Genomic DNA, 20,334 nt, shown 5'->3' with positions numbered 1-20,334 from the left:
GGATCCCAAACGGTAAGGTGCTGCGCGTGACCATCATCGACCTGAGCATTCCCGTCCACCCCGAGATGCTGCACTGGGGCCGCCGACCGACGTACGAGATGGTGGAGGAGATCTCCGACACCAGCCCGAGCGAAGTGTCGCGCTGGCTCATCGGAGCGCACACCGGCACCCACGTCGACGCCCCGAGCCACTTCGTGCCCGGCGGGACGACCGTGGACTCCCTCCCCCTCACCCACACCGTCGGTCCCGCCCGCGTGCTGGACCTGCGGCACGTCGAGAAGGAGATCACCGACGCCGATCTGATTGCCGCCGGCGCCGAGGGGGCGACGCGCGTGCTCTTCAAGACGCGCAACTCCACCGACGCCCTCACCCGCACCGAGAAGAGCGCCACGTGGGTCGGCCTCGGACCGTCCGGAGCGCAGTGGCTCGTCGATCACGGCGTCGTCTTCGCCGCGAACGACTACATGACCATGGAGGCCCCCGACCACACGGTCGAGTGGCCCACCCACGTCATCCTGTGCAACGCCGGCGTCGTGATCCTCGAGAACGCGAACCTCGCCGACACCGAGGCAGGCGACTACTACCTCGTCTGCCAGCCGGTCCCGTTCGAGGGACGCGAGGCGGCACCAGCCCCGACGCTCCTGCTCCCGGCGGCGACGGCGGACGTCGTCTGATCCGCGCGCGGGGTGCCCGGATGCCGTCAGGCGTCGGGGCGCCCCGACGCGCGATCCAGGAGGCGCCGCGGTTCATCGACGAGCATCCCGTCCACCCGCGCCGTACCGAGGAGCCCGCGCAGTTCCGGCACCACGACCCCGAGCAGCCGGCCGTACCCGTACCCGCCGTGACGCGCGAGCTGCGCCTTCGTCCACACGGATTGCCCGAGGACGTAGGACGCCGTGGGCCGCGCAGTCACGGCGTCCACGAAGAAGCGCAGGCGCTCGGCATCCGTCGGATTGTGCACGCGCCCGACGTGCACGTCCTCGGTGCCGAAGCACATCTCGAGCGTCGCGCCCGCGTCGGACAGGTCGCGCCAGTACGCGGCATCCAGGAATTCGTCGGCATTGGTGAAGACGACGCGTTCCGCGGGCAGCCCCGCGCGCCCGAGCTCGTCGAGCACCGCGAGGCCGTCGCGGGCGTCGGGGTCGAGCCGCACGGTGACGCTCGCCCCCGCCCGTCCCGCCGCGTCGGCGGCCGCGCGCAGCATGCCGCGTTCGACGTCCGGGAGGCCGGCGGTCGTGCCCAGGATGCCGAGGAGACCCGCGCGATAGTCGGCGCCCGGCACCGCGTCGTCGAGGGCCGTGGCGAAGAGGTCGCGGAGGCCGTCCTCGTCGAGCGCCGCGATCTCCGGCGGGAGCGTCGAGCGGATGTACGTGCCGTACGCGACGACGATGGTCATCCCCGAGCGCCGCGCGATGTCGGGCAGTCGCGCGTGATCGGGCCCGAGCCCCCACGACGTGGACTCGACGAGCGCGCGCTGCCCCGCGGCCGTCGCCGCGCGCAGCTCGTCGACAGCGGCATCCGGGTCGTCCAGCCGCAGGTTGTCGGCGAACGCGAGCATGTTGCGGCGCAGGTAGTCGCGCGTCTCCGGACGCACGGTGGGCGGGCCGGGCGGCGGGGGCTGCTCACCGTCGCGCTGCAGGCGGGCAGAGTCGGCGAGCACGTGATCGTGCATCGATGTCGGGCCGAGCGCCTCGGCGGCGACGGGCCCGAGGACTGTTTCGATCATGCGCGCCCCTTTCGTTGCGGATCCATTCTGGCCCATTTAGGATCCAAACATGACTTTCGTGATGAGACCCGCCGAGCTGGATGCCGCCGAACTCGAGGCCAAACCCCTCGCCCCGCCGAACGCGGAGCCGCTGTCGGGCGAGATCATCGTCCGCGGCAAGGTGCAGTTCGTGAACGACGACCGCACGATCATCTCCGGCGTCTGGGAGAGCGACCCCGGGACGTCGCGTTGGGAGTTCCTCACGCGCGGCGAGATCGTCCACATCCTCGCGGGGCGCATGACCGTGCAACGTGACGGAGAAGAAGCGGTCGAGCTCACCGCCGGCAGCGCCGCCTACTTCCCGATCGGATGGACGGGCGTGTGGACCGTCGTCGAGCCCGTCCGCAAGCTCTACGTGGTCTACAAGCCCGCCGCCTGAGGCGGGACCGACCGGCGCCCGGCGCGCGCCGCGGCTCAGCCCAGGCGCAGGAGGCGGGCGGCGTTCTCGCCGATGATCGCGGCGGCTTCGGATGCCGAGAGCCCGGGCAGTTCCTCGACGACCGCAGCTGTCGCCCCCGGCGTGTACCAGGGGAAATCCGAACCGAGCACGACGCGCTCGACCCCGATCGCACGGACGAGGGCGACGACCTGGGCCGCCGTGGGCGCGAGCGGCGCGCCGATCCAGTGCACGATCTCCGACAGGTCGAAGCGCAGCGTCGGCTGCGCCTCGGCAAGCGCCTCGACCTCGCGCCAGGCCGCGCCGCCCAGGTGGGCCATGATGACCGCGAGCCCGGGACGCTCGCCCGCCACACCGGCGATGCGCTTCGGGTCGGCCCACCCGAAGCCGCGGACGTCGGGCCCGCCGTGGAAGACGACGGGGGCCCCCGCTTCCTCCAGCGCGTCGTACGCACCCGCGAGACCCGGGTCGTCGGGGTAGGTGCGGATGGCGATCGGATGCAGCTTCAGGCCGCGCGCACCGTGGTCGCCGAACATCTCCGCGAAGTGGGCGTGGACCTCGGCGGAGGTCATCACCGCGGGGTTGGCGGCGAGGAAGGGCAGGAGCTGCGCATGCTGCGCGCCGAGGTCGCAGAGCCACCGGTTGTACGCGACGAGGTCGTCGCGGAGGGCGGCGTGCGGGGGGACGGCGGGCCAGTAGTCCGCTCCGCCGGGCGGGTGCGGAAGCTCCGGCAGCTCGAAGCTGCCGAGGACGGCCGCGTAGTCGAATCCCTCGGTCTCGAGCGTCGCGAGCGCGTCCGCGACGGTGCCGGCGAGGCCGGCGAAGGTCACGTCCGGCTTCTCCCCGTACTCGACGATCGGGTAGGCAGTCAGGTCGTGCAGTCCCTGCGTCGGGTCGGCGTAGAGGTGCAGGTGCGTGTCAATCCTCATCGTCGACCTCCGGTGCCGGATGCCAGGTCTCGACGACCGTGACCATCTCGAACACGTTGTTGCCCGACAGGCTCGTCACGCCGATCCCGGCGGAGGTCGAGCGGCCGATGCGCGGCCCGAAGACCTCGACGAAGAGGTCGGCAGCGCCGTTGGTCACGAGGTTCACGTCGGTGAAGTCGGGCGAGACGCAGACGAACGTCAGCGTGCGGATGAAGGCCGACACCTCGTCGAGCGACCCCACCGCGAAGCGGATCAGGCCGAGGACGTTGATCGCGGCGTACCGCGCCGCCTCGTAGCCCTGCTCGAGGGTGACGGTCTCGCCGACGCGGCCGGGGAACACCTTGTTGCCCTGGCGGTCTTCCGGGGTGATGCCGCTGATCGTGAGCGTGCGCCCGAGATGGTGGAACGCCTTCATCGTGGCGTACCGCTCGCCGTACGGCGGATCGCTGTAGTCGGGAATGACCAGACCCAGTTCCTTGACACGTTGCTCAGCGGACCACGCCATGACAGCTCCCGTCGTAATGGATCCATTTTATGTGAGATAGGATACAACCGAAGAGAGGTGCGCCATGACATCCGCCGAAGCACGCGTCCGCGAACTCGGACTCGAGATCCCCGACTACAGTGACCCGCCGTTCGGCATCCGCTACGGACGCATGAAGCCGTTCCACCGCATCGGCTCGCTCATCGAGCTCGCCGGCCTCACGCCCGAGAACCGCGCGGGCGACCGCCTGAACCCGGGTGTCGTGAGCGTGGACGTCACGGTCGAGGAGGGCTACGCCGCGGCGCGGCTCACCGCGATCCACACGCTCGGCATGATCCGCTACGCGGTCGGGTCGCTCGACAACGTGGTGAGCCTGTCGCGCGCCCTGTGCTTCGTGGTCTGCCCTCCGGGGTTCGAGGACCTGCACCTCGTCTCCAACGGCGCGACCGACCTCTTCCTCGACGTCTTCGGCGACGAGGTCGGGAGCGTGGGCCGCGCGTCGATCGGCGCCACGAGCCTGTCGCGCAACAACTGCTTCGAACTGTGGCTCAGTCTCGAGTGCGCACCGGAGACCCCCGCGGCATGAACGGCACGCGGGACATCACCCGCACCGTGCCGTTCTGGCTGATCTTCGCCGCGTCCACGCTCGGCGGCATCACGAACTCGGCCAGCACGCCCCTCATCCCCGTCTACGTCAGCGATGTGCTCGGCGGCGGCACGGAGCTCGCCGGGGCGATCATCTCGCTCGCCGCGGTCGCCTCGATGCTGTCGATGCCGATCGCGGGCGTGCTCGGCGACCGTTTCGGCTACCGCCTCGTCGCGGTCATCGGCAGCGCCGTCGCGACCGCCGCGATGGTCCTCCTCGTGAGCATCCCGACCGTGTGGGGCGCGGGACTCAGCCGCGTCCTCTTCGGCCTCGGCGGCTCGGCCGCGGTGACGCTGCTGATGGCCTGGCTGGTCACGATGGCCTCGCCGGGCGAGCGCGGAAAGGCCCTCAGCATCTACGGCCTCAGCGTCTGGATCGGCCTGGCGCTCGGGCCGCCCCTCGGCACCGCGGTCGATGCTCTCGCCGATCCGCGGACGGTGTTCCTGATGTGCGCCGGCCTCGAGCTCGTCACCGGGCTGCTGATCCTCGCCCTCCCCCGCGTCCCGCGCCCCCTCCCCCGCGCCGACGCGACACCGCGCCCGCGCGGACTCCGCGCCCTCTGGCGCGCCTTCCTGGCGGTCTGGACACCGGGTGTCGTGGCCGCGGCGGCCTGGTGCGGCGAGGGGCTCATGCTCGGGTTCCTCATCGTGCACCTCTCCGCCGCCGGCATCCCCGCGACGGGCATCACCGGTGCGGCCTCGGTGTTCGCCGTCTTCGCGGTGTCGGTCATCGTCGCGCGCCTGTTCCTCGCGAGCCTCCCCGATCGGATCGGCCCGCTGCGGGCGACCGCGATCTCGCTCGTCGCGCTCACCGCGGGCCTGGTCACTCTGGCCCTCGCCGGGAACTTCTGGATCGCGTCGGTGGGCGCCGCGCTCATCGGCGTCGGCTTCTCGCCGCTGTACCCGTCGTTGACGATGCTCGCCACGCGCGGACTCCATCCCGAGAACCGCGCCCTCGGCGTGGGGCTGTTCTCGAGCTTCACGAGCATCGGTTACGGCGGCGGCGCCATCATCGGCGGCGCCGTGATCGCCACCGCCCCCTCGATGTGGGCGTTCCTGCTCGTCGCGGGGCTGCAGCTGGTGGCCCTCGCCGTCCTCGTGATCTTCACGCGCGACGACTCGCCGCGGACGCGGACGGATGCCATCGAGCCCCGGGATCCCGCCGCCTGACCGCCGCGGAGGGCCTCACCAGAGGCGCGAGCGCTTCGCCGGCAGCAGGTCGCGCATCGCCACGGCCACAGTGTCGGCGCCGCGGGTGATCCAGACGCGGGCGTCCGGCCAATAGTCGGTGAGCAGTTCGGCGCAGACGCCGCACGGCTCGATCACGTGCTCGGTGCCGCCCGGACGCCGCAGCACGCTCACGGATGCCACGACCGAACCCGCGGCCGCGACGACGTTCCCCGCGGCGACGCCCTCGGCGCACACCGAGGAGCGGCGCGCCGAACCGTCGACGTGCACGCCCGTGACGATCCGTCCGTCGGCCAGTCGGAACGCCGCGACGACCTCGTGCCTGCCCTCGCGGTAGACCGCGGCGAGCTGCGCCCGCGCGACCTCCAGCAGCTCGGCGTCCACGTCGGACATCTCCGCGGGACGCACGAGCGGCGGACGGTGGGTCACACCGGCACCGCGATGCGCATGATGCGGGCGTAGTTCCCGCCCTCGACGAGTGCGCGGTCGGCCTCGTCCGGGATCGCCTTCGCGATCTTCATGCGCTCGAGGTCGAAGTCCGATCCCGGCCACTCCGAGCCCATCAGGATCTTCCCGGGTCCGAGCCGCGCGTACGCGCGCTTGACGTCGGCCATGAGCGTCGCCGAGGTCTCGAGGTACACGTTCTCGCGCCGCTCGGCGACGATGATCGCCTCGGGCACGTTCCACACCGCGCCCATGTGCGCGATGATCGTCGGCACGTCGGGGTGGTCCTTGGCGATCTCCTCGATCGAGAAGGGCGCGCAGAAGGCGTCGTCGAGGGCGTTGATGATCACAGCCATCCCGTTGGCGGCGCACGCGCGGAACACCGGGTCGAGCAGACCGTGGTCGGCGACGTGATAGCCGTGCATGCTCGGGTGGAGCTTCAGACCCCTGATGCCGGCATCCGCGAGCCGCTGGATCTCCTCGACCGCGTCGTCGGCCTGCGGCATCACCTGACCGAACCCGATGAACCGGTCGGGGTGGGCGTCCTGCAGTCCGATGATGAAGTCGTTCTCGATCCGCTGCGCGAGCGAGCACACCATCGCCATGTCGACGCCGGCGGCATCCATGCGCGAGAGGATCCGCTGCGGATCGAACGGGACGTGCGCGGGCGGGGCCTCTCCCGGACGGGCACCGGTCAAGTAGTCGGAGCGGCCCCGGACGTCTTGGGTGGTGTTGTAGGCGTCGATGATCATGGGCACTCCTGGCAGTCGAGGGGAAGGACGAAGGGGATCCGGGTTCAGACCGGCACGGGGATCGCGGCCGTCGCGACGGCCTCGATGAGGTGGACGCGCTCGGGCGCGCGGCAGGCCAGACGCACGCGCGACCCCACGGCGAGGGCGGACAGGTCCGTCGACGGGGAGAGGGAGGCGACGACCTTGCGTCCGTACGGTGTCACGAGTTCGAGGCGGTAGCGGGAGCCCTGGAAGCTCACGAGGCGCACGACCCCCTCGACCGACCACGCCGGCGTTGCCTCGCCGGGGGCGACGACGCTCATGTCCTCCGGGCGCAGCACCGCGGTGGCATCCACGATCAGACCGGAGGTGTCGTCGACGAGCACACCGTCGGACACCGGGAGGAGATTCGCTTCGCCGAGGAAGCTCGCCACGTAGGCGTTCACCGGGCGGCGGTAGAGGTCCTCGGGCGTGGCGACCTGCACCAGCCGCCCCTCGTGCATGATCGCGACGCGGTCCGACATCGTCAGCGCCTCCGTCTGGTCGTGGGTGACCGAGACGGTCGTGATCCCGACCTTGCGCTGGATGCGGGTGATCTCCACCTGCATCTGCTCGCGCAGCTGCTTGTCGAGGGCGGCCATCGGCTCGTCCAGGAGCAGGATGCCGGGGCTGGCGGCGAGTGCGCGGGCGAGGGCGACGCGCTGACGCTGCCCGCCCGAGAGCGATGCCGGCGAACGATCGGCCATGCCGGGGAGCTGCACGAGCGACAGCATCTCCTCGGCGACCGCGCGACGTTCCTTGACCGGACGGCGGGCCGCGAGCAGCGGGAAGGCGACGTTGTCGCCGATGTTCAGGTGCGGGAACAGCGCGTACGACTGGAACACGACGCCGACGTTCCGCTTCTGCGGGGCGAGGCGTTCGACGTTCTTCCCGTCGAAGGCGACGTGACCGGCATCCACCGCCTGGAGTCCCGCGATGACGTTCAACAGCGTCGACTTGCCGCTGCCGCTGGCGCCCAGGAGCGTGACGAACTCGCCCGGCTGGACGTCGAGGGAGACGCCCTTGAGCACGTGGTTCGCGCCGAGGGTGACCTCGACGTCGGTGACGGAGAGTGCGACGGTCATTCGATGACTCCTTCCGGGCGGACCGCCGCGGTGCGGGCGCGCCCACGGCGCGCTCCGGACCGGCGCGATGCGCGACCGATGACGAGGGGGACGACCGCGAGGACCACGATCGCGAGGACGGAGACGAGCGTCGAGGCGGCCGTCAGCTCGGGCGAGAACGCCTCGGACGCCGCGTTCAGCATCTTCAGCGGGAGGGTCTGCACGCCGGGCGGCAGCAGGAAGACGGCCAGCACGACCTCGTCGAACACGACGACGAAGGCGAACAGCGCGCCCGAGAGGATGTAGGGCAGCAGGGCGGGGAGTTCGATCTTCCACAGCACGAGCGGCCAGCGGGCCCCGAGGGTCCAGGCGGCCGGCCGGAGCGCCGGGTCGATGCGCGCGACGCCGCCGGAGACGATGACGAACACGTACGGCAGCGCGAGCAGCGCGTGTCCGAGGACGAGCGTCAGCACCGAGCCGCGCAGGAACGACAGCTCGGAGCCGGCACCGTACAGCCCCACCGCGTACGCGATCGGCGGCAGCGCGATCGGGACGATGAAGAGCGTGCGGATCCACCGCTGCGCCGCGCGGCTGCGGACCCGCGTGAGCCCGATGGCGCCCACCGCGCCGAGAACGGTCGCGAGGAGCGTGGCGGCGGCGCTCTCCCAGAGCGAGAACGTGAAGGCGTTCATCCAGCGTCGGTCGCCGAGGACCTTCGCGTACCACTGGAGGGAGAACCCGTCGGGTGGGAAGAGGATGAAGCCGCCCTGCGTCCACGAGGTGGACACCAGGATCAGGAACGGCACGATCAGGAGCAGGCTCGCGAGCAGCGCGACGAAGATCACGGGGATCCGCCACGCGCCGAGGCTCCGGGCAACGGTGGTCGTCATGTCAGCCCCACTTCTCGCTCACCTTGAACAGACGATCGGCGACGAGGTAGATGAGCATCGTCCCGCCGACCAGCAGGATGCTCATGGCCGCCGCGAGGTCGGGGCGGTCGGCCTTGCTCATCTGCGCATTGATGACGCCCGAGACCGTCATGTTGGCGGGCCCGCCGAGCAGCAGCGGCGTCACGTAGAAGCCGAGCGACATGACGAACACCAGCACGCCTCCGCTGATGATCGAGGGGACGATGTGCGGCCACGTCACGGTTCGGAAGGTCAGCAGAGGCCCCGCACCGAAGATCGTCGCGGCGTTCAACTGCTCTTTGTCGATCGACTGCAGGGCGCTCATCACGGGCAGCACCGCGAAGGGGAGCATGACCGCGATCATGGCCGGGTACATGCCGGCGACCGTCTGGTAGATCTCGACAGGCTGGTCGCCGAGACCGATGACCCCCAGGAACCAGTGGATCGCACCCTTGGGGAGTTCCAGCAGCACCCAGCCGAACGAGCGCACCATGACCGACGTCCAGAGCGACAGCATGAGGGCCGCCAGGAGGGCGATGCGGAGCCAGCTCGGCGACGTGACGATCGCGAGGGCGTAGGCGGCCCCGAGGATCATGGTCAGCACCATCGTGACCACGGCGATCACGACGGTGCGGACGAGCGACCCCAGGAAGGCCGGCACGGCGAACGCCTCGGGGTACGCGGCTCCCCCGCCCTCGAACGACATCGCGATCAGGGCGATCATCGGGACGCCGAGGGCGATGGCGAAGAAGGCCAGGGGTGGCCACACGAGCCAGCGGACCTCGGCCCGGCTGATCCCGCCGCGGAGTCCGCCGGCGGGCCGCACCCGCGGCACCCTCGTGGCTAAGGTCGCACTACTCACGGGCCCATGCTCCTCGGTTGAGATTGCGGGGGAGTTTCCCCCGGGAGGGATCCGCACCGGCCGGGTGAGTCGGCGTCGTGGATCCAAAGTTAGCTCTTGTGGATCCGATTGTAAACAAGCTGTGTTTCCGGCGGGTAACAGCGCCCCCGGAAACAGCGGAAGGGCGCCTCCCCTGGGGGAGACGCCCTTCGCGAGGGTGCGGGGAACTCAGCCCGCGAGCCACGCCGTGTAGGAGTTCAGCAGCAGGTCCGCGTTCTCCGCGCGCCACTCCTCGCCGTAGCTCAAGAGGTTGGTGTGCGAGGGCGCGTTCACGACCTGCGAGGCGACGTCCTCGGGCAGCTCGTCGAACACCGCGGGGTTCACGGGACCGTAGCCGGTGCGGGTGGTGAACACGGCCTGACGGGCGGGGTCGTTCATCCACGAGGCGAGGGCGGCCACGGCATCCGGGTTCTTCGACGACTTCGGCGAGACCATGCCGGACGGGATCGCGAAGGCCTGGTTCCACTGCACCGTGACATCCTGACCGGCGTTCTGCAGCGCGCGGAACTGGCCCGTGACGGTCACGGCGATGGCGACGCTGCCGCTGCTCAGCAGCTGCTGGGTCTCGGGGTAGGACTGGTAGAACACCAGGCTGTCGCGGATCGAATCCAGCTTCTTCTCCGCGCGGGGGATGTCCAGCGGGTAGAGGTCGGCGGGCTTGACGCCGTCGGCGATCAGGGCGATCTCGTACGACGAGTCGTACGAGCCCGGGTCACCGGGCCACGCGCGCTTGCCCGGGAACTTCGTCGTGTCGAAGAAGTCGGCCCAGTCCTGCGGGCCACCGTTCGGGAAAGTCGCGGTCAGCCACCCCTGGGCGATGCCGAAGACGAATCCGCCGATGTAGTAGGGCCGCACGTTCTCGGGGAGGAGGCTGCCCTGGGCGTCGGCCGGGATCTCGGCGAGGTTGTCGAGGTTGGGCAGGATGTCGGAGATGCCCGCCTGGAAGATGTCGTAGTCACCCTCCTCGCCCTTGAGCTCGCTCTTGTAGACCGAGTCCTCGATGCTCGTCGAGACGACGTCGACACCGGTCTCGTCGATGAAGCTGTCGAAGTACGCGACCTGGCGGCTTTCGTTGGTCGGCCCGCCGTAGTCGGCCCAGACGACCTGGCCGCTGAGGGCGGCACCGTCGCTGGAGGCGGGCTGGGAGTCGGTGGCGCCGGCGCAACCGGCGGCCAGAAGGCTCATCGCGGCGAGTCCCGCGACGGTGGCGGCGATCCGCCGGGAGCGGTTCGGGGTCTTCATGATGGGAGTACTCCTCGGGCTGTACGGAAGGGGCGGAGCGGGTACGGCTCGCGTCGGGTCACGCGCCGCACCCGCCGACCGGGTGGAGAAATCATGGATGTATCTGGTGTGTAACTGGATCCAATATTGCAGGATTGGATCCGCTTGTACATGCCGAGAATGTTTCGCCGAAGTAAAACGTCGCTCAGTCGCGCGGCGATCGGGCGGTCAGACCCCGCACCGCCTCGATTCCGGAGGTGATCGCGAGCAGCTCCGCCTCGCCGCGATGGCGACCGACGACCTGCATCCCGACGGGCAGATCCTCGTGGAATCCGGCCGGAGTGACCACGACCGGGTGCGCCGTGACGGTGAAGCGGTTGGCGAGCATCTGCCACCGGAAATAGCGATCGTAGACAGTGTCGCCCACGCGCTCGACCCACTCGACCTCGGCCGGCGGGGCGACGACGGGGGTGGCGGGGGCGATGATCACGTCGACGTCGGCGAACAGTCGCTCGGTGCGCCGGAACACTTCCGTGCGCGTCCGCAGCGCGTCGGTCAGCTCGGTCGCGGTGATGCGCTCCCCCTGGCGGACGTTGCGCAGCAGGTCGGGACGCATCAGGTCGGGGTGAGCGGCCGCCTCGCCCCGATACGAGGCGAAGAAGTTGTACATCTCCACCGTCTCCCAGGCCGCCTCGGCATCCGCCAGCTCGAGATCCAGGTCGACGATGTCGTACCCCGCGGCCGCGAGCGTGTCGCGGGTGCGGGCGTGGACCGCGGCGACCTCCGCCGAGATCGGCACACCACCGGCATCGACACTCCAACCGATGCGGACGGATCCGGGATGTCGCGGCGTCAGGGACGCGAACACGGCCGGGTCCTCCGCGATCGAGAGCGGCGCCATCGGGTCGGGACCCGCCATCGCGGCGAGCGCGTACGCGACGTCGTCGCTCGTCCGCGCCATCGGGCCGAGGACGCCGTGCGCCGTCCAGCCGTTGTCGAGCCGGCCGCTCGCGACCCGGCCGGGGGACGGTCGGAGCCCCACGACGTTGCAGAACGCCGCGGGGTAGCGCAGGCTCCCGCCGCTGTCGGAACCGTCGGCGAACGGCAGCATGCCCGCCGCGACCGCGGCCGCCGCCCCGCCGCTCGAGCCGCCCGCGTGCCGGGACAGGTCGTAGGGGTTGCGGCACGTGTCGGCGACAGCGCTGAACGTCAACGTGCCGAGGCCGGCCTCGGGGGTGTTCGTCTTGCCGATGACGAGCGCACCCGCGCGTCGCATGCGTCCGACGACCATCGCGTCGGCGCGGGCCGGTGGGGCGTCCGCGTGCAGCCGGGAGCCGTGCCGGGTCGGCAGCCCCTCCACGTCGAGAAGGTCCTTCACGGCGGTGGGAAGGCCGTGGAGGAGCCCCACCTCGTCGCCGCGCGCGACGGCACGGTCCGCCTCCCGCGCCATCGCGAGCGCCTCGGACTCGGGCACCATCGTCACGATCGCCGCGATCGCGGGGTTCCGCTCCTCGATGCGCGCGAGGTGCGCGCGCATCACCTCCTCGGCGGAGAACTCCCGGGCGCGGATGCCGGCGGCGAGGTCGCGTGCGCTCCGTCGGTGCAGGGGCGTATCAGTGAGGGTCATCCGGGGGTCTCCATCCGGTCCAGGAGCGCGACGGGGCGCGCGACGAGCATGTCGTGAAGGCGGGCGTCGTCGACGCCGAGGCCCGCGAGGAGCGGGGCGATGCGCGTGAGCACGTGGCCGTAACCCATACCGCCGTAGCGCGTCAGCTGCCCCTTGGTCCAGACGGAGCAGCTGAGCGTGATCGCGGCGTCGGGCCGTGCGGCGACGAGCGCACCGAGGAAGTCGAGGCGCTCGCGGTCGGTGTGGTCGCGGATTCCTCCGCCGAACGAGTGGTCGCTGCCGAACGCGAACTCGACCACCGCGCCGGTGTCGACGACCTCGCACACGTAGTCCAGGTCGAGCACCTTGTCGATGTTGCAGAACAGGATCCGCTCGGGCGCGAGTCCGGCGGCGGTCAGGATGCCGGCGACCTCGGGGCCGCGCCGGGCGGCGGCATCCAGGCGGATGCTCACCGACGCTCCGGCCTCGGCGGCGGCGCGTCCCGCGGCGCGCAGGGCCCGCCCCTCGGCCGCGGTGATCTCGGCGCTCGTCCCGAGGAGGCCGAGGAGACCCGCGCGGTACGACGTCCCGGGCACGGCATCCGTCAGGGCCGTCCGGAAGAGCGCGGACATCCCGCTCTCGTCGAGGTCGCGCCACCACATCGGGAGGGTCTTGTCGATGTAGGAACCGTAGGCGGCCACGATCCGCACACCGCTGCGGCGGGAGACCTCCGGCAGATCCGCGTGCCGCGGACCCATGCCCCAGGACGTCGCCTCCACGATCGCGTGCAGGCCGGCGGCCTTCGCGGCGGACAGCTCCGCCGCGGCGGCGCCCGGGTCGTCGAGGGTGAGGTTGTCCGGCATCGACATCCAGTTCCACCGGAGGTCTCCCCACGCCTCCAGGCGCGGCGGCCCGTCCAGGAACGTCCCGTCCGGGAGCGGGCGGGCGAGCCCGCGGGAGTCGGTGAGCAGATGCTCATTGGTGGACGTCGGCCCCCACCCCTCCGCGGAGACGGGGCCGAGGACCGTCTCGATCACGCGGCGGTCCCCCGGTACACCGTGCGGCCGCCCACGACCGTGCGGCGCACCCGCAGTCCGCGGAGCGCTTCGACGCCGGCATCCACCGGGTCGTCCGACCACAGCGCCCAGTCCGCCAGCATGCCCGGACGGATCATGCCGCGGTCGTGTTCGGCGAGGCTCGCGTAGGCGGCTCCGGTCGTGTAGCCGGCGAGCGCCTCGTCGAGCGTGATCGCCTCGGACGGATCGAGCGGCTCGGCGGAGTTCGCCACGAACCGCGTCACGGACTGCCACATCAGGTGACGCGGGTCGAACGCGAAGTACGGTCCGTCGGAGCCGAGCGCGAGCACCGCGCCGGAGTCGATCCACGACCGCATCGGGTTCGCGCGCTCCGCCCGCTCCCCCAGTTTCTCGCGGAGGCCCACGCCGTTGTGCCAGATGATCGAGGGCTGGAGGGATGCCACGGTCCCCACGCCGCCGGCCAGACGCATCGTCTCGCCGCTCGGCTCGAGATAGCCGTGGATGACCTGGTAGCGGTTCTCCGCGACCGCGGCGCCCGCGCGGGCGTACTCCCGGGCGACCAGTCCGATCGCCGCTCCCCCGACCGCGTGCGTGCCGACGCCCCAGCCGTTCGCGGCGCAGAACGCGACGAGGCGGGCGTACTCGGCATCCGGGATGCGCTGCTCGCCGCGGTAGCCGGTGGCATCCCACGGCTGGTCCAGCAGCGCCTGGCCCTTCAACGCCTCTCCGTCGGCGTACACCTTGATCGGGCCGAGACGGAGATGGTCGTCGCCGAATCCGGTCGACACTCCCGTCCCCTCGAGGTGGGCGATGACGGCGTCGACGTCGGGCGTCGCGGGCGACCCGATCTCGAGGTACGGCATCGCGACCGTGCGCATGGACAGCCGCCCGCGACGGTGCGCTTCCTGATATCCGCGCATCTCGTCGATCGTGACGGCGGGGTCGACGATGCCGGTGAATCCCAGGGCGTGGAACAGCGGCTGCACGAGGTCGAGGGCGGCGACACGCTGATCGAGCGTCGGCGGGTCCTCGCCGGTCCAGTCCTCGTCGTCGAACGTGCGCGCCATCGCCTCGATGAACCCGTCGACGTCGACGTCGTCGGGCACGTGCTCGCTCGCCTTGAGGCCGCCGCGCTGCATGTGCAGGTGCGCGTCGATGAGGCCGGGGAGCACGACACCGTCGAGCTCCTCCGTCTCGTACTCGGCGGGCAGCGTCGCACGCACCTCGTCGACGTCGCCGACCGCGACGATCCGACCCTCGCGCACGGCGAACGCGGCGGCGTGCGGGCGATCGGGGTCCATCGTGCGCACCGGCGCGAGGTACAGGGTCGTGTCGTCGTTCCGGGGGGACGGGATCATGCGGGGCTCCTCGACGGGGACGGTGGGGGTCAGAGGGACGGGCGGTGGGCCATCGTGTCGGCGACCGCGCCCTCCCACGTCAGGCCGAACTCCAGCAGGGCACGGTCGGCGCGGTACGGACCGACGAACTGCACGCCGATCGGCAGCCCCTCGGCGGAGAACGAGAACGGCAGGGAGAGCGCCGGCATGGCGGTCGCGGTGATCCGGCTGCACGAACGCTGCCACGAGTAGTAACGATCCATCGCGACGCCGTCGATCTCGGTGGGGTACTCCCACTCGACGGGGAACGGCAGCACCTGGACGCAGGGCGCGAGCAGCAGGTCCACGTCCTCGAACAGCGCCTGGAACCGACGGAACAGGCGTGTCCGGGCACCGGCGGCGCGCACCAGGGTCTCGGCCGTGAACCCCGCGGCCCACGCGATGTCGTCCTTCAGCGTCTGCTTCACGAGGTCGGGGTGATCCGCGGCCTCGTCGCCGTGCGCGTCGAGGAACTCCAGCGACCGGAACGTCTCGAAGACCAGATCCGCCTCCGACAGGTCGATGTCGACCGGGATCACCTCGGCCCCGAGATCGGCGGCCAGGCGCGCCGCGGCATCGGTCGCCGCCCGCACCTGCGGGTCGAGGGGCAGTCCGCCCAGGTCGGGGCTGTAGGCGATCCGGGTCCCGGCGAACGGGCGGGGCTGCAGCGACAGGAACAGCGCCGGGTCCTCGTCGATCGACAACGGAGCACGCCGCTCGGGGGCCGAGATCACCGACAGCAGCAGCGCCGCGTCGCGGACGGTGCGCGCGAGCGGGCCGAGCACCGAGCCCGGATCCCAGGCGTTGCCGGGACGCGCCGAGGCGACGCGGCCGGCGGTCGGGCGGAGCCCCACGAGGTTGCCGAACGACGCGGGGTTGCGGATGCTGCCGCCGAGGTCCGAGCCGTCCGCGACGGGCAGCATGCCGCTCGTGACGGCCGCGGCCGCACCCCCGCTGCTGCCCCCGGCGGAACGGGCGAGGTCGTAGGGGTTGCGCGTGACACCGAAGACGTCGTTGAACGTGTGCGAGCCGACCCCGAACTCGGGGGTGTTCGTCTTCCCGACGAACACCGCACCCGCGTCGCGGATGCGACCCGAGATGACGCTGTCGGCCTGCGCGACGTTGTCGACGTGGATGCGCGACCCCGACGTCGTGGGCAGTCCCCGGACGTCCATGAGGTCTTTCACGGCGAACGGCAGGCCGTGCAGCGCCCCCATCGACAGACCGCGGACACTGAGCGCGTCGAGTTCCCGGGCACGGGCGATCGCCTCGTCGGGCCGGTAGGACACGATCGCGTTCACGGACGGATTGATGTCGTCGATGCGCTGGAGGTGCGCGCGCACGACCTCTTCGCTCGACACCTCGCGACGACGGATCGCCTCCGCGAGCGAAGAGGCGGAACGACGGGTCAGGTTCGACAGGCTCATGCGGCGTCCTCGATCAGCATCCGGGCGATGTTCTCTCCCACCACGACGGCGGGCATGGCGGTGGTGGCGCGCGGAACGCGCGGCATGATGGCGCAGTCCGCGACGCGGAGCCCCTCGACCCCGTGCACGCGGCCGCGCGCGTCGACGACCGCGAGCGGGTCGTCGGCGAGCCCCATGCGACACGTGCCGACCGGATGCCAGTAGTTGTCGGGGTTCGCGTAGAGGTGGGCGACCAGCGCGTCGCGGGTGAAGGTGTCGGGACCGGGGTGCAGCTCCCGGCCGACGAGCGGCGCGAGAGCCGGCGTCGCGGCGAGTTCCCGCAGGATCTCGACGCCGTCGACGAGCATCCGCACGTCGGCCCCCTCCGGGTCGGTGAGGAAGCGGTGGTCGATGACGGGCTTCGCCTCGGGGTCGGTGCTCGTGATCCGCACGTGTCCGCGCGAGCGCGGCTGCAGCGCCGACGTGCCGATGCTCCAGCGCGTGCGCTCCCCGCGATGGGTGGGGCTGTACGGCAGGAAGTGCAGGTCGAACGCCTCGGTCTCGAGGCTCGACGCGGCCTTGCCCATCGCCTGCTCGTCGGGGGCCCAGCCCGCCGCGCGGGCGGCATCCATCTGGGTCGCCATCCGCTCCGACCCCTCCCAGTTCATGAGGAGGAACGGCTGGTCGTGGAGGTTCTCGCCCACCCCGGGCAGGTGACGGACGATCGGGATGCCGAGCGGGGCGAGCTGCGCCGCCGGGCCGATGCCCGAGCGCAGCAGCACGGTCGGCGAGTTGTACGCACCGCCGGCGAGCACCACGGTGCCCGCGCGGACGGTGCGCGTCTCGCCGCGGTGGACGGTGACGACACCGGTCGCCCGCCCGCGCTCGACGAGCACCCTGTCGACGAGTGCCTCGCCGATGATCGTGAGGTTCGGAAGCGTACGCGCGGGGTCGAGGTAGGCGAACGCGGTGTTCACCCGCACGCCGTCCTGGATGTTCACGTCCTCGGGGGCGAAGCCCGCGTTCTCGTCGAGGTCGTTGAGCGTGGGGATGCGGGGCATGCCCACCGCGGGGGCGGCGTCGTACCAGGCGTGCTGCCACGGCGTCAGCTCGGCGGCGAGGTACCGCCGCACCCGCATGCGCCGCGTGCCCTCCTCGAACAGCGGCAGCAGGTCGTCGGCCGCCCATCCGGCCAGTCCCGCCTCGGCCCACGCGTCGTAGTCGCGGCGATGGCCCCAGGTCTGGGTGCAGCCGTTCATGTCGCTCGAGCCGCCGATCGCGCGGGCGCGCTCGAAACCCACCGTCCACGGGTACGTGTCGCCGGAGTCGTAGCCCCAGTCGTGCGAGCGGCCGAGGCGCGTGGCATCCACGAGATCCGCGGGCCAGGCGGGGGATCCCTCGGGTCCGAAGTCCGGTCCGGCCTCGAGCAGCAGCACCTCGTGCCCCGCCTCGGCCAGACGCGCGGCCACGACGTTCCCCGCCGTGCCGCCGCCGACGACGACGTACGCGGCCTCGGCGGGGAGGGTCACGCCGAGACCTCGGCGGTGATGCGCTGCTCCAACCAGGCGCCCACCTCGTCGGCGGTCACGAGGGCGTCGCGCTGCAGGTACCGGATCGCCTCGAGCGCCGCGTCGTGCGCGGGGGCGCTGGACCCGCCCACGCAGTCGGTGAGCACGCGCACACGGTAGTCGTGCTGGTGGGCGTCGACGGCGGTGTAGTGGATGCACACGTCGGTGAGACCGCCCACGAGGAACAGCGTCTCGGCTTTGTAGGCCTTGAGCACGATCTCGAGCTCGGTGCCGAAGAACGCCGAGTACCGGCGCTTGCGCACGACGAACTCCTCGGGGCGCGGGTCGAGCCACGCGGCGATCTCGGTGCCGTCGTCGCCCTCGATGCAGTGGGGGCCTTCGGCGCCGTCGAGCTCGCGGCCGATGTCGACCAGCGAGGGCTTGTGCACCTCCTGGATCCAGACGACGGGCACGCCCGCCGCGCGGGCGAGGTCGACGGTGCGCCGCACGCGGGGGCGACGCTCTGCCGCCCCGCCCATGTGCGGGATGCCGCCGTCGCCGAGCGCGACGGTCCCGGTGCCGCCCTGGATGTCGACGACGATGAGGACGGCGTTGCCGACGACGGCGGGGGCTGCGGTGGGGGTGTTGTCGGTCATGGACGCTCCAGGAGTCGGCGGGGGGTGTGGATGAGGATCTGGTCCGCGACCGCGGGGTCGCCGGCGATGGTCGCGATGGCGGGGCCGATGCGCGCGAACAGGTGGTCGTAGCCGCGGCCGCCGTTGCGGCGGAGGTTCGCCTGCGCCCACACGTCCTGCGCGATGACGAGCTGGTCGGCGTACCCCTCGGACAGCAGCCACTCGACCATCTCGAGGCGCTCGGCGTCCGTCGGGTTCCGCAGGTCCGCGCTGCCGTAGTAGAAGTCGGACCCGAACGTGTCGTAGGCCAGCACGGCACCGGCCTGCGCGATGTCGCGGTGGTAGGCCTTGTCCCAGAACTCGTCGAGGTGGCCGATGATCACGCGGTCGGGCGACATGCCCTCCTCGATCAGCACCTCGAGCACCTCGGTCCCGGCCATGCCGCGGAACGACTGGTGCGTGTACACGGCGGCGCCGGTCTCGGCGCCGGCCCGGGCGGCCGCGCGGAGCGAGCGCCACTCGGCGTCCGTGACGGGGTAGCTCGTGCCGATCTCCCCCAGGAGGGCGGGACGGATGCCGGTACCGTCGATGCCCTCGCGCAGCTGCGTCAGCAGCAGCTCGGTGAGGGCGTCGACGTCGGCCGTCCGGACGTCGTCGGGCATCGTCGGTTCGACGTAGAACCCGGCGCCCACCATGACGTGGACGCCTGACCGGCGGGAGATCTCGGGCAGCTCCGCGAGGCGTCGACCCATGCCGTCGAGGGTCAGCTCCAGCACTCCCGAACCGCCCGCGGTGACGACGTGGGCAAGCTCCTCGGCGGCGACGGTGGGGTCGTGCAGCACGATGTTCTCGGGGATCGAGAGGAAGTTCCACCGCAGGTACGCCATGAGCTCGGGGCCCATCTCGACGCCCTCCGGCGGCAGTTCGGTGGGCGTCTTCGCCCAGATGCGCAGGTCGCTGAGCAGGTGTTCGTGCATCGAGGTGCGGCCGAGGTCAGCGGCCTCGATGGGGCCGAGGACGGTGTGGATGGGCATCGGTCACTCCCCGAAGACGGCGCGACGCGGGTTGTCGCGGTGGATGGCGTCGAGGGTCTCGGGGGCGATCCCGGACTCGACGGCGATTCGACGGAACTCCTCGAAGAGGAACGTGTATCCCGGGCCACCGTACGCCCGCAGGTGCGACCGTTGGCAGACGTCGTGCGACAGCAGCACCCGGTGGGCGTACCCGGCCTCGATGATCCGGCGCAGATAGTCGATGCGCCGATCGATCTGGTGGTGCACCAGCACACCGCCCTCCCGGCAGGTCATGAGGCAGTCGAACTCGACGAAGGCCCCGCGCCGGAGGAGTTCGAGCGAGTACTCGACGCTCTTCACGGTGTCGGCGTGCCCGATGACGACGCGCGAGGGATCGACGCCCTCCTCGGTCAGGATCTCGAGCTGCGCGAGCCCCGTCGGGAACGACGCCGCGTGCGTCGAGATGAGCGCCCCGGTCTCGCGCCCGGCGCGGGCCGCCGCGCGGAACGACCGCTCCTCGGCGGCGGTGATGTGCGACAGATCCGACGCGATCTCGCCGATCACTCCCGCGCGAACACCGGTCCCCGGGATCTCGTCGAGCAGATCGGCGATGAGGAAATCGGCGAGCGCGTTGGTCGGCGTCCGGTCGAACCACTCCTTGTCGAGGTAGGTGTCGTAGTAGTGGCCGGTGCCGAGGATGACCTGGATGCCGCTGGCTTTCGCGGCCCGGCGGGTCGCCCGCACATTGGCGATCGAGCGCGACCCGGTCCGGCGGTTCTGCTGCAGCTCGGTGATGTCGTCGCTCTCGCCGAACGGCGCCGCGTAGTCGCTGAGTTCGCCGTTGGTCAGATCGATGATCGTCGAGCCGCCCGCGGCGCGGAACAGCGCGAGCTCGGCGAGCATCTCCTCCTCGACGGCGAGGAACCCGTCCTGCGGGGTCGTGCGCGTCATGTTGATGTAGACGTGCTCGTGCGGCAGGGTGACGCCGAGCTGCGCGGGGGCGATCGGCCCGGACACGCCGTGAACGGTGAGCATGC

The 20,334-nt window shown here is 71.4% G+C and carries 21 protein-coding genes; 4 read left to right on the top strand and 17 right to left on the bottom strand.

Going from position 1 to position 20,334, the window contains the following annotated elements; all coding sequences use genetic code 11:
- The first annotated feature begins 26 nt into the window (after nt 1-26).
- On the top strand, nt 27-674 hold the full coding sequence (locus BGO45_RS15440; protein ID WP_292695847.1) for a cyclase family protein: 648 nt from the start codon (nt 27-29) through the stop codon (nt 672-674).
- Nucleotides 675-700: 26 nt separating this feature from the next.
- Here BGO45_RS15440 and BGO45_RS15435 read toward each other — a convergent pair whose 3' ends face one another.
- Nucleotides 701-1,726: a hypothetical protein gene (locus BGO45_RS15435; RefSeq protein WP_292695844.1), complete on the bottom strand. Its 1,026-nt coding sequence runs from the start codon at nt 1,724-1,726 to the stop codon at nt 701-703.
- Between the two features lie 49 nt (nt 1,727-1,775).
- Here BGO45_RS15435 and BGO45_RS15430 point away from each other — a divergent pair, with 49 nt between their 5' ends.
- Complete coding sequence (locus BGO45_RS15430; RefSeq protein ID WP_292695841.1) at nt 1,776-2,144, top strand: cupin domain-containing protein; 369 nt, start codon at nt 1,776-1,778, stop codon at nt 2,142-2,144.
- Nucleotides 2,145-2,179: 35 nt separating this feature from the next.
- On the opposite strand, the gene BGO45_RS15425 is transcribed toward BGO45_RS15430, so the two are convergent.
- Together BGO45_RS15425 and BGO45_RS15420 are read right to left on the bottom strand one after the other, a co-directional pair.
- On the bottom strand, nt 2,180-3,091 hold the full coding sequence (locus tag BGO45_RS15425) for an amidohydrolase family protein (protein ID WP_292695838.1): 912 nt from the start codon (nt 3,089-3,091) through the stop codon (nt 2,180-2,182).
- Nucleotides 3,081-3,596, bottom strand: a complete 516-nt coding sequence (locus BGO45_RS15420) for a RidA family protein (RefSeq protein ID WP_292695836.1) — start codon at nt 3,594-3,596, stop codon at nt 3,081-3,083. The genes BGO45_RS15425 and BGO45_RS15420 overlap by 11 nt, the downstream gene beginning before the upstream one ends.
- 64 nt (nt 3,597-3,660) lie before the next feature.
- Here BGO45_RS15420 and BGO45_RS15415 point away from each other — a divergent pair, with 64 nt between their 5' ends.
- A complete protein-coding gene (locus BGO45_RS15415) occupies nt 3,661-4,161 on the top strand; it encodes a RidA family protein (protein ID WP_292695835.1) in 501 nt (166 codons plus the stop codon).
- Nucleotides 4,158-5,390, top strand: a complete 1,233-nt coding sequence (locus BGO45_RS15410; protein ID WP_292695834.1) for an MFS transporter — start codon at nt 4,158-4,160, stop codon at nt 5,388-5,390. The genes BGO45_RS15415 and BGO45_RS15410 overlap by 4 nt, the downstream gene beginning before the upstream one ends.
- Nucleotides 5,391-5,405: 15 nt before the next feature.
- Here the strand turns inward: BGO45_RS15410 and BGO45_RS15405 are convergent, their stop codons facing one another.
- From BGO45_RS15405 to BGO45_RS15340, 14 genes are all read right to left on the bottom strand, one after another.
- Nucleotides 5,406-5,837, bottom strand: a complete 432-nt coding sequence (locus tag BGO45_RS15405; RefSeq protein ID WP_292695832.1) for a hypothetical protein — start codon at nt 5,835-5,837, stop codon at nt 5,406-5,408.
- Complete coding sequence (locus tag BGO45_RS15400; RefSeq protein WP_292695830.1) at nt 5,834-6,604, bottom strand: amidohydrolase family protein; 771 nt, start codon at nt 6,602-6,604, stop codon at nt 5,834-5,836. The genes BGO45_RS15405 and BGO45_RS15400 overlap by 4 nt, the downstream gene beginning before the upstream one ends.
- Nucleotides 6,605-6,648: 44 nt before the next feature.
- Nucleotides 6,649-7,707, bottom strand: coding sequence for an ABC transporter ATP-binding protein (locus tag BGO45_RS15395; protein ID WP_292695828.1), 1,059 nt, complete (start codon nt 7,705-7,707; stop codon nt 6,649-6,651).
- Nucleotides 7,704-8,576 (bottom strand): ABC transporter permease, encoded by an 873-nt coding sequence (locus BGO45_RS15390; RefSeq protein WP_076491441.1) that lies wholly within the window; start codon nt 8,574-8,576, stop codon nt 7,704-7,706. The genes BGO45_RS15395 and BGO45_RS15390 overlap by 4 nt, the downstream gene beginning before the upstream one ends.
- Before the next feature lies 1 nt (nt 8,577).
- A complete protein-coding gene (locus BGO45_RS15385) occupies nt 8,578-9,456 on the bottom strand; it encodes an ABC transporter permease (RefSeq protein WP_292695826.1) in 879 nt (292 codons plus the stop codon).
- Between the two features lie 207 nt (nt 9,457-9,663).
- Complete coding sequence (locus BGO45_RS15380) at nt 9,664-10,737, bottom strand: extracellular solute-binding protein (protein WP_076491446.1); 1,074 nt, start codon at nt 10,735-10,737, stop codon at nt 9,664-9,666.
- Between the two features lie 184 nt (nt 10,738-10,921).
- Nucleotides 10,922-12,343 carry an amidase gene (locus BGO45_RS15375; RefSeq protein WP_292695824.1) on the bottom strand — a complete coding sequence of 474 codons (1,422 nt, stop codon included), beginning with the start codon at nt 12,341-12,343 and terminating at the stop codon, nt 10,922-10,924.
- Nucleotides 12,340-13,359 (bottom strand): hypothetical protein, encoded by a 1,020-nt coding sequence (locus BGO45_RS15370; protein WP_292695822.1) that lies wholly within the window; start codon nt 13,357-13,359, stop codon nt 12,340-12,342. The genes BGO45_RS15375 and BGO45_RS15370 overlap by 4 nt, the downstream gene beginning before the upstream one ends.
- Nucleotides 13,356-14,717, bottom strand: coding sequence for an amidohydrolase (locus BGO45_RS15365; RefSeq protein ID WP_292695819.1), 1,362 nt, complete (start codon nt 14,715-14,717; stop codon nt 13,356-13,358). Before BGO45_RS15365 ends, BGO45_RS15370 begins: the two co-directional genes overlap by 4 nt.
- A 29-nt stretch (nt 14,718-14,746) precedes the next feature.
- On the bottom strand, nt 14,747-16,162 hold the full coding sequence (locus BGO45_RS15360; protein WP_292695816.1) for an amidase family protein: 1,416 nt from the start codon (nt 16,160-16,162) through the stop codon (nt 14,747-14,749).
- Nucleotides 16,159-17,670, bottom strand: coding sequence for a GMC family oxidoreductase (locus BGO45_RS15355; RefSeq protein ID WP_292695813.1), 1,512 nt, complete (start codon nt 17,668-17,670; stop codon nt 16,159-16,161). The genes BGO45_RS15360 and BGO45_RS15355 overlap by 4 nt, the downstream gene beginning before the upstream one ends.
- On the bottom strand, nt 17,667-18,305 hold the full coding sequence (locus BGO45_RS15350; RefSeq protein WP_292695810.1) for a cysteine hydrolase family protein: 639 nt from the start codon (nt 18,303-18,305) through the stop codon (nt 17,667-17,669). Before BGO45_RS15350 ends, BGO45_RS15355 begins: the two co-directional genes overlap by 4 nt.
- Nucleotides 18,302-19,318, bottom strand: a complete 1,017-nt coding sequence (locus BGO45_RS15345; protein WP_292695808.1) for a hypothetical protein — start codon at nt 19,316-19,318, stop codon at nt 18,302-18,304. Before BGO45_RS15345 ends, BGO45_RS15350 begins: the two co-directional genes overlap by 4 nt.
- Before the next feature lie 3 nt (nt 19,319-19,321).
- Complete coding sequence (locus tag BGO45_RS15340) at nt 19,322-20,314, bottom strand: hypothetical protein (RefSeq protein ID WP_292695806.1); 993 nt, start codon at nt 20,312-20,314, stop codon at nt 19,322-19,324.
- Nucleotides 20,315-20,334 lie beyond the last annotated feature (20 nt).

Origin of the sequence: Microbacterium sp. 71-36 (assembly GCF_001898305.1) — a bacterium.
Lineage (GTDB): Bacteria > Actinomycetota > Actinomycetes > Actinomycetales > Microbacteriaceae > Microbacterium.
The sequence above is the reverse complement of the archived record's forward strand: the minus strand, read 5'-3'. Positions and strand labels throughout refer to the sequence as shown.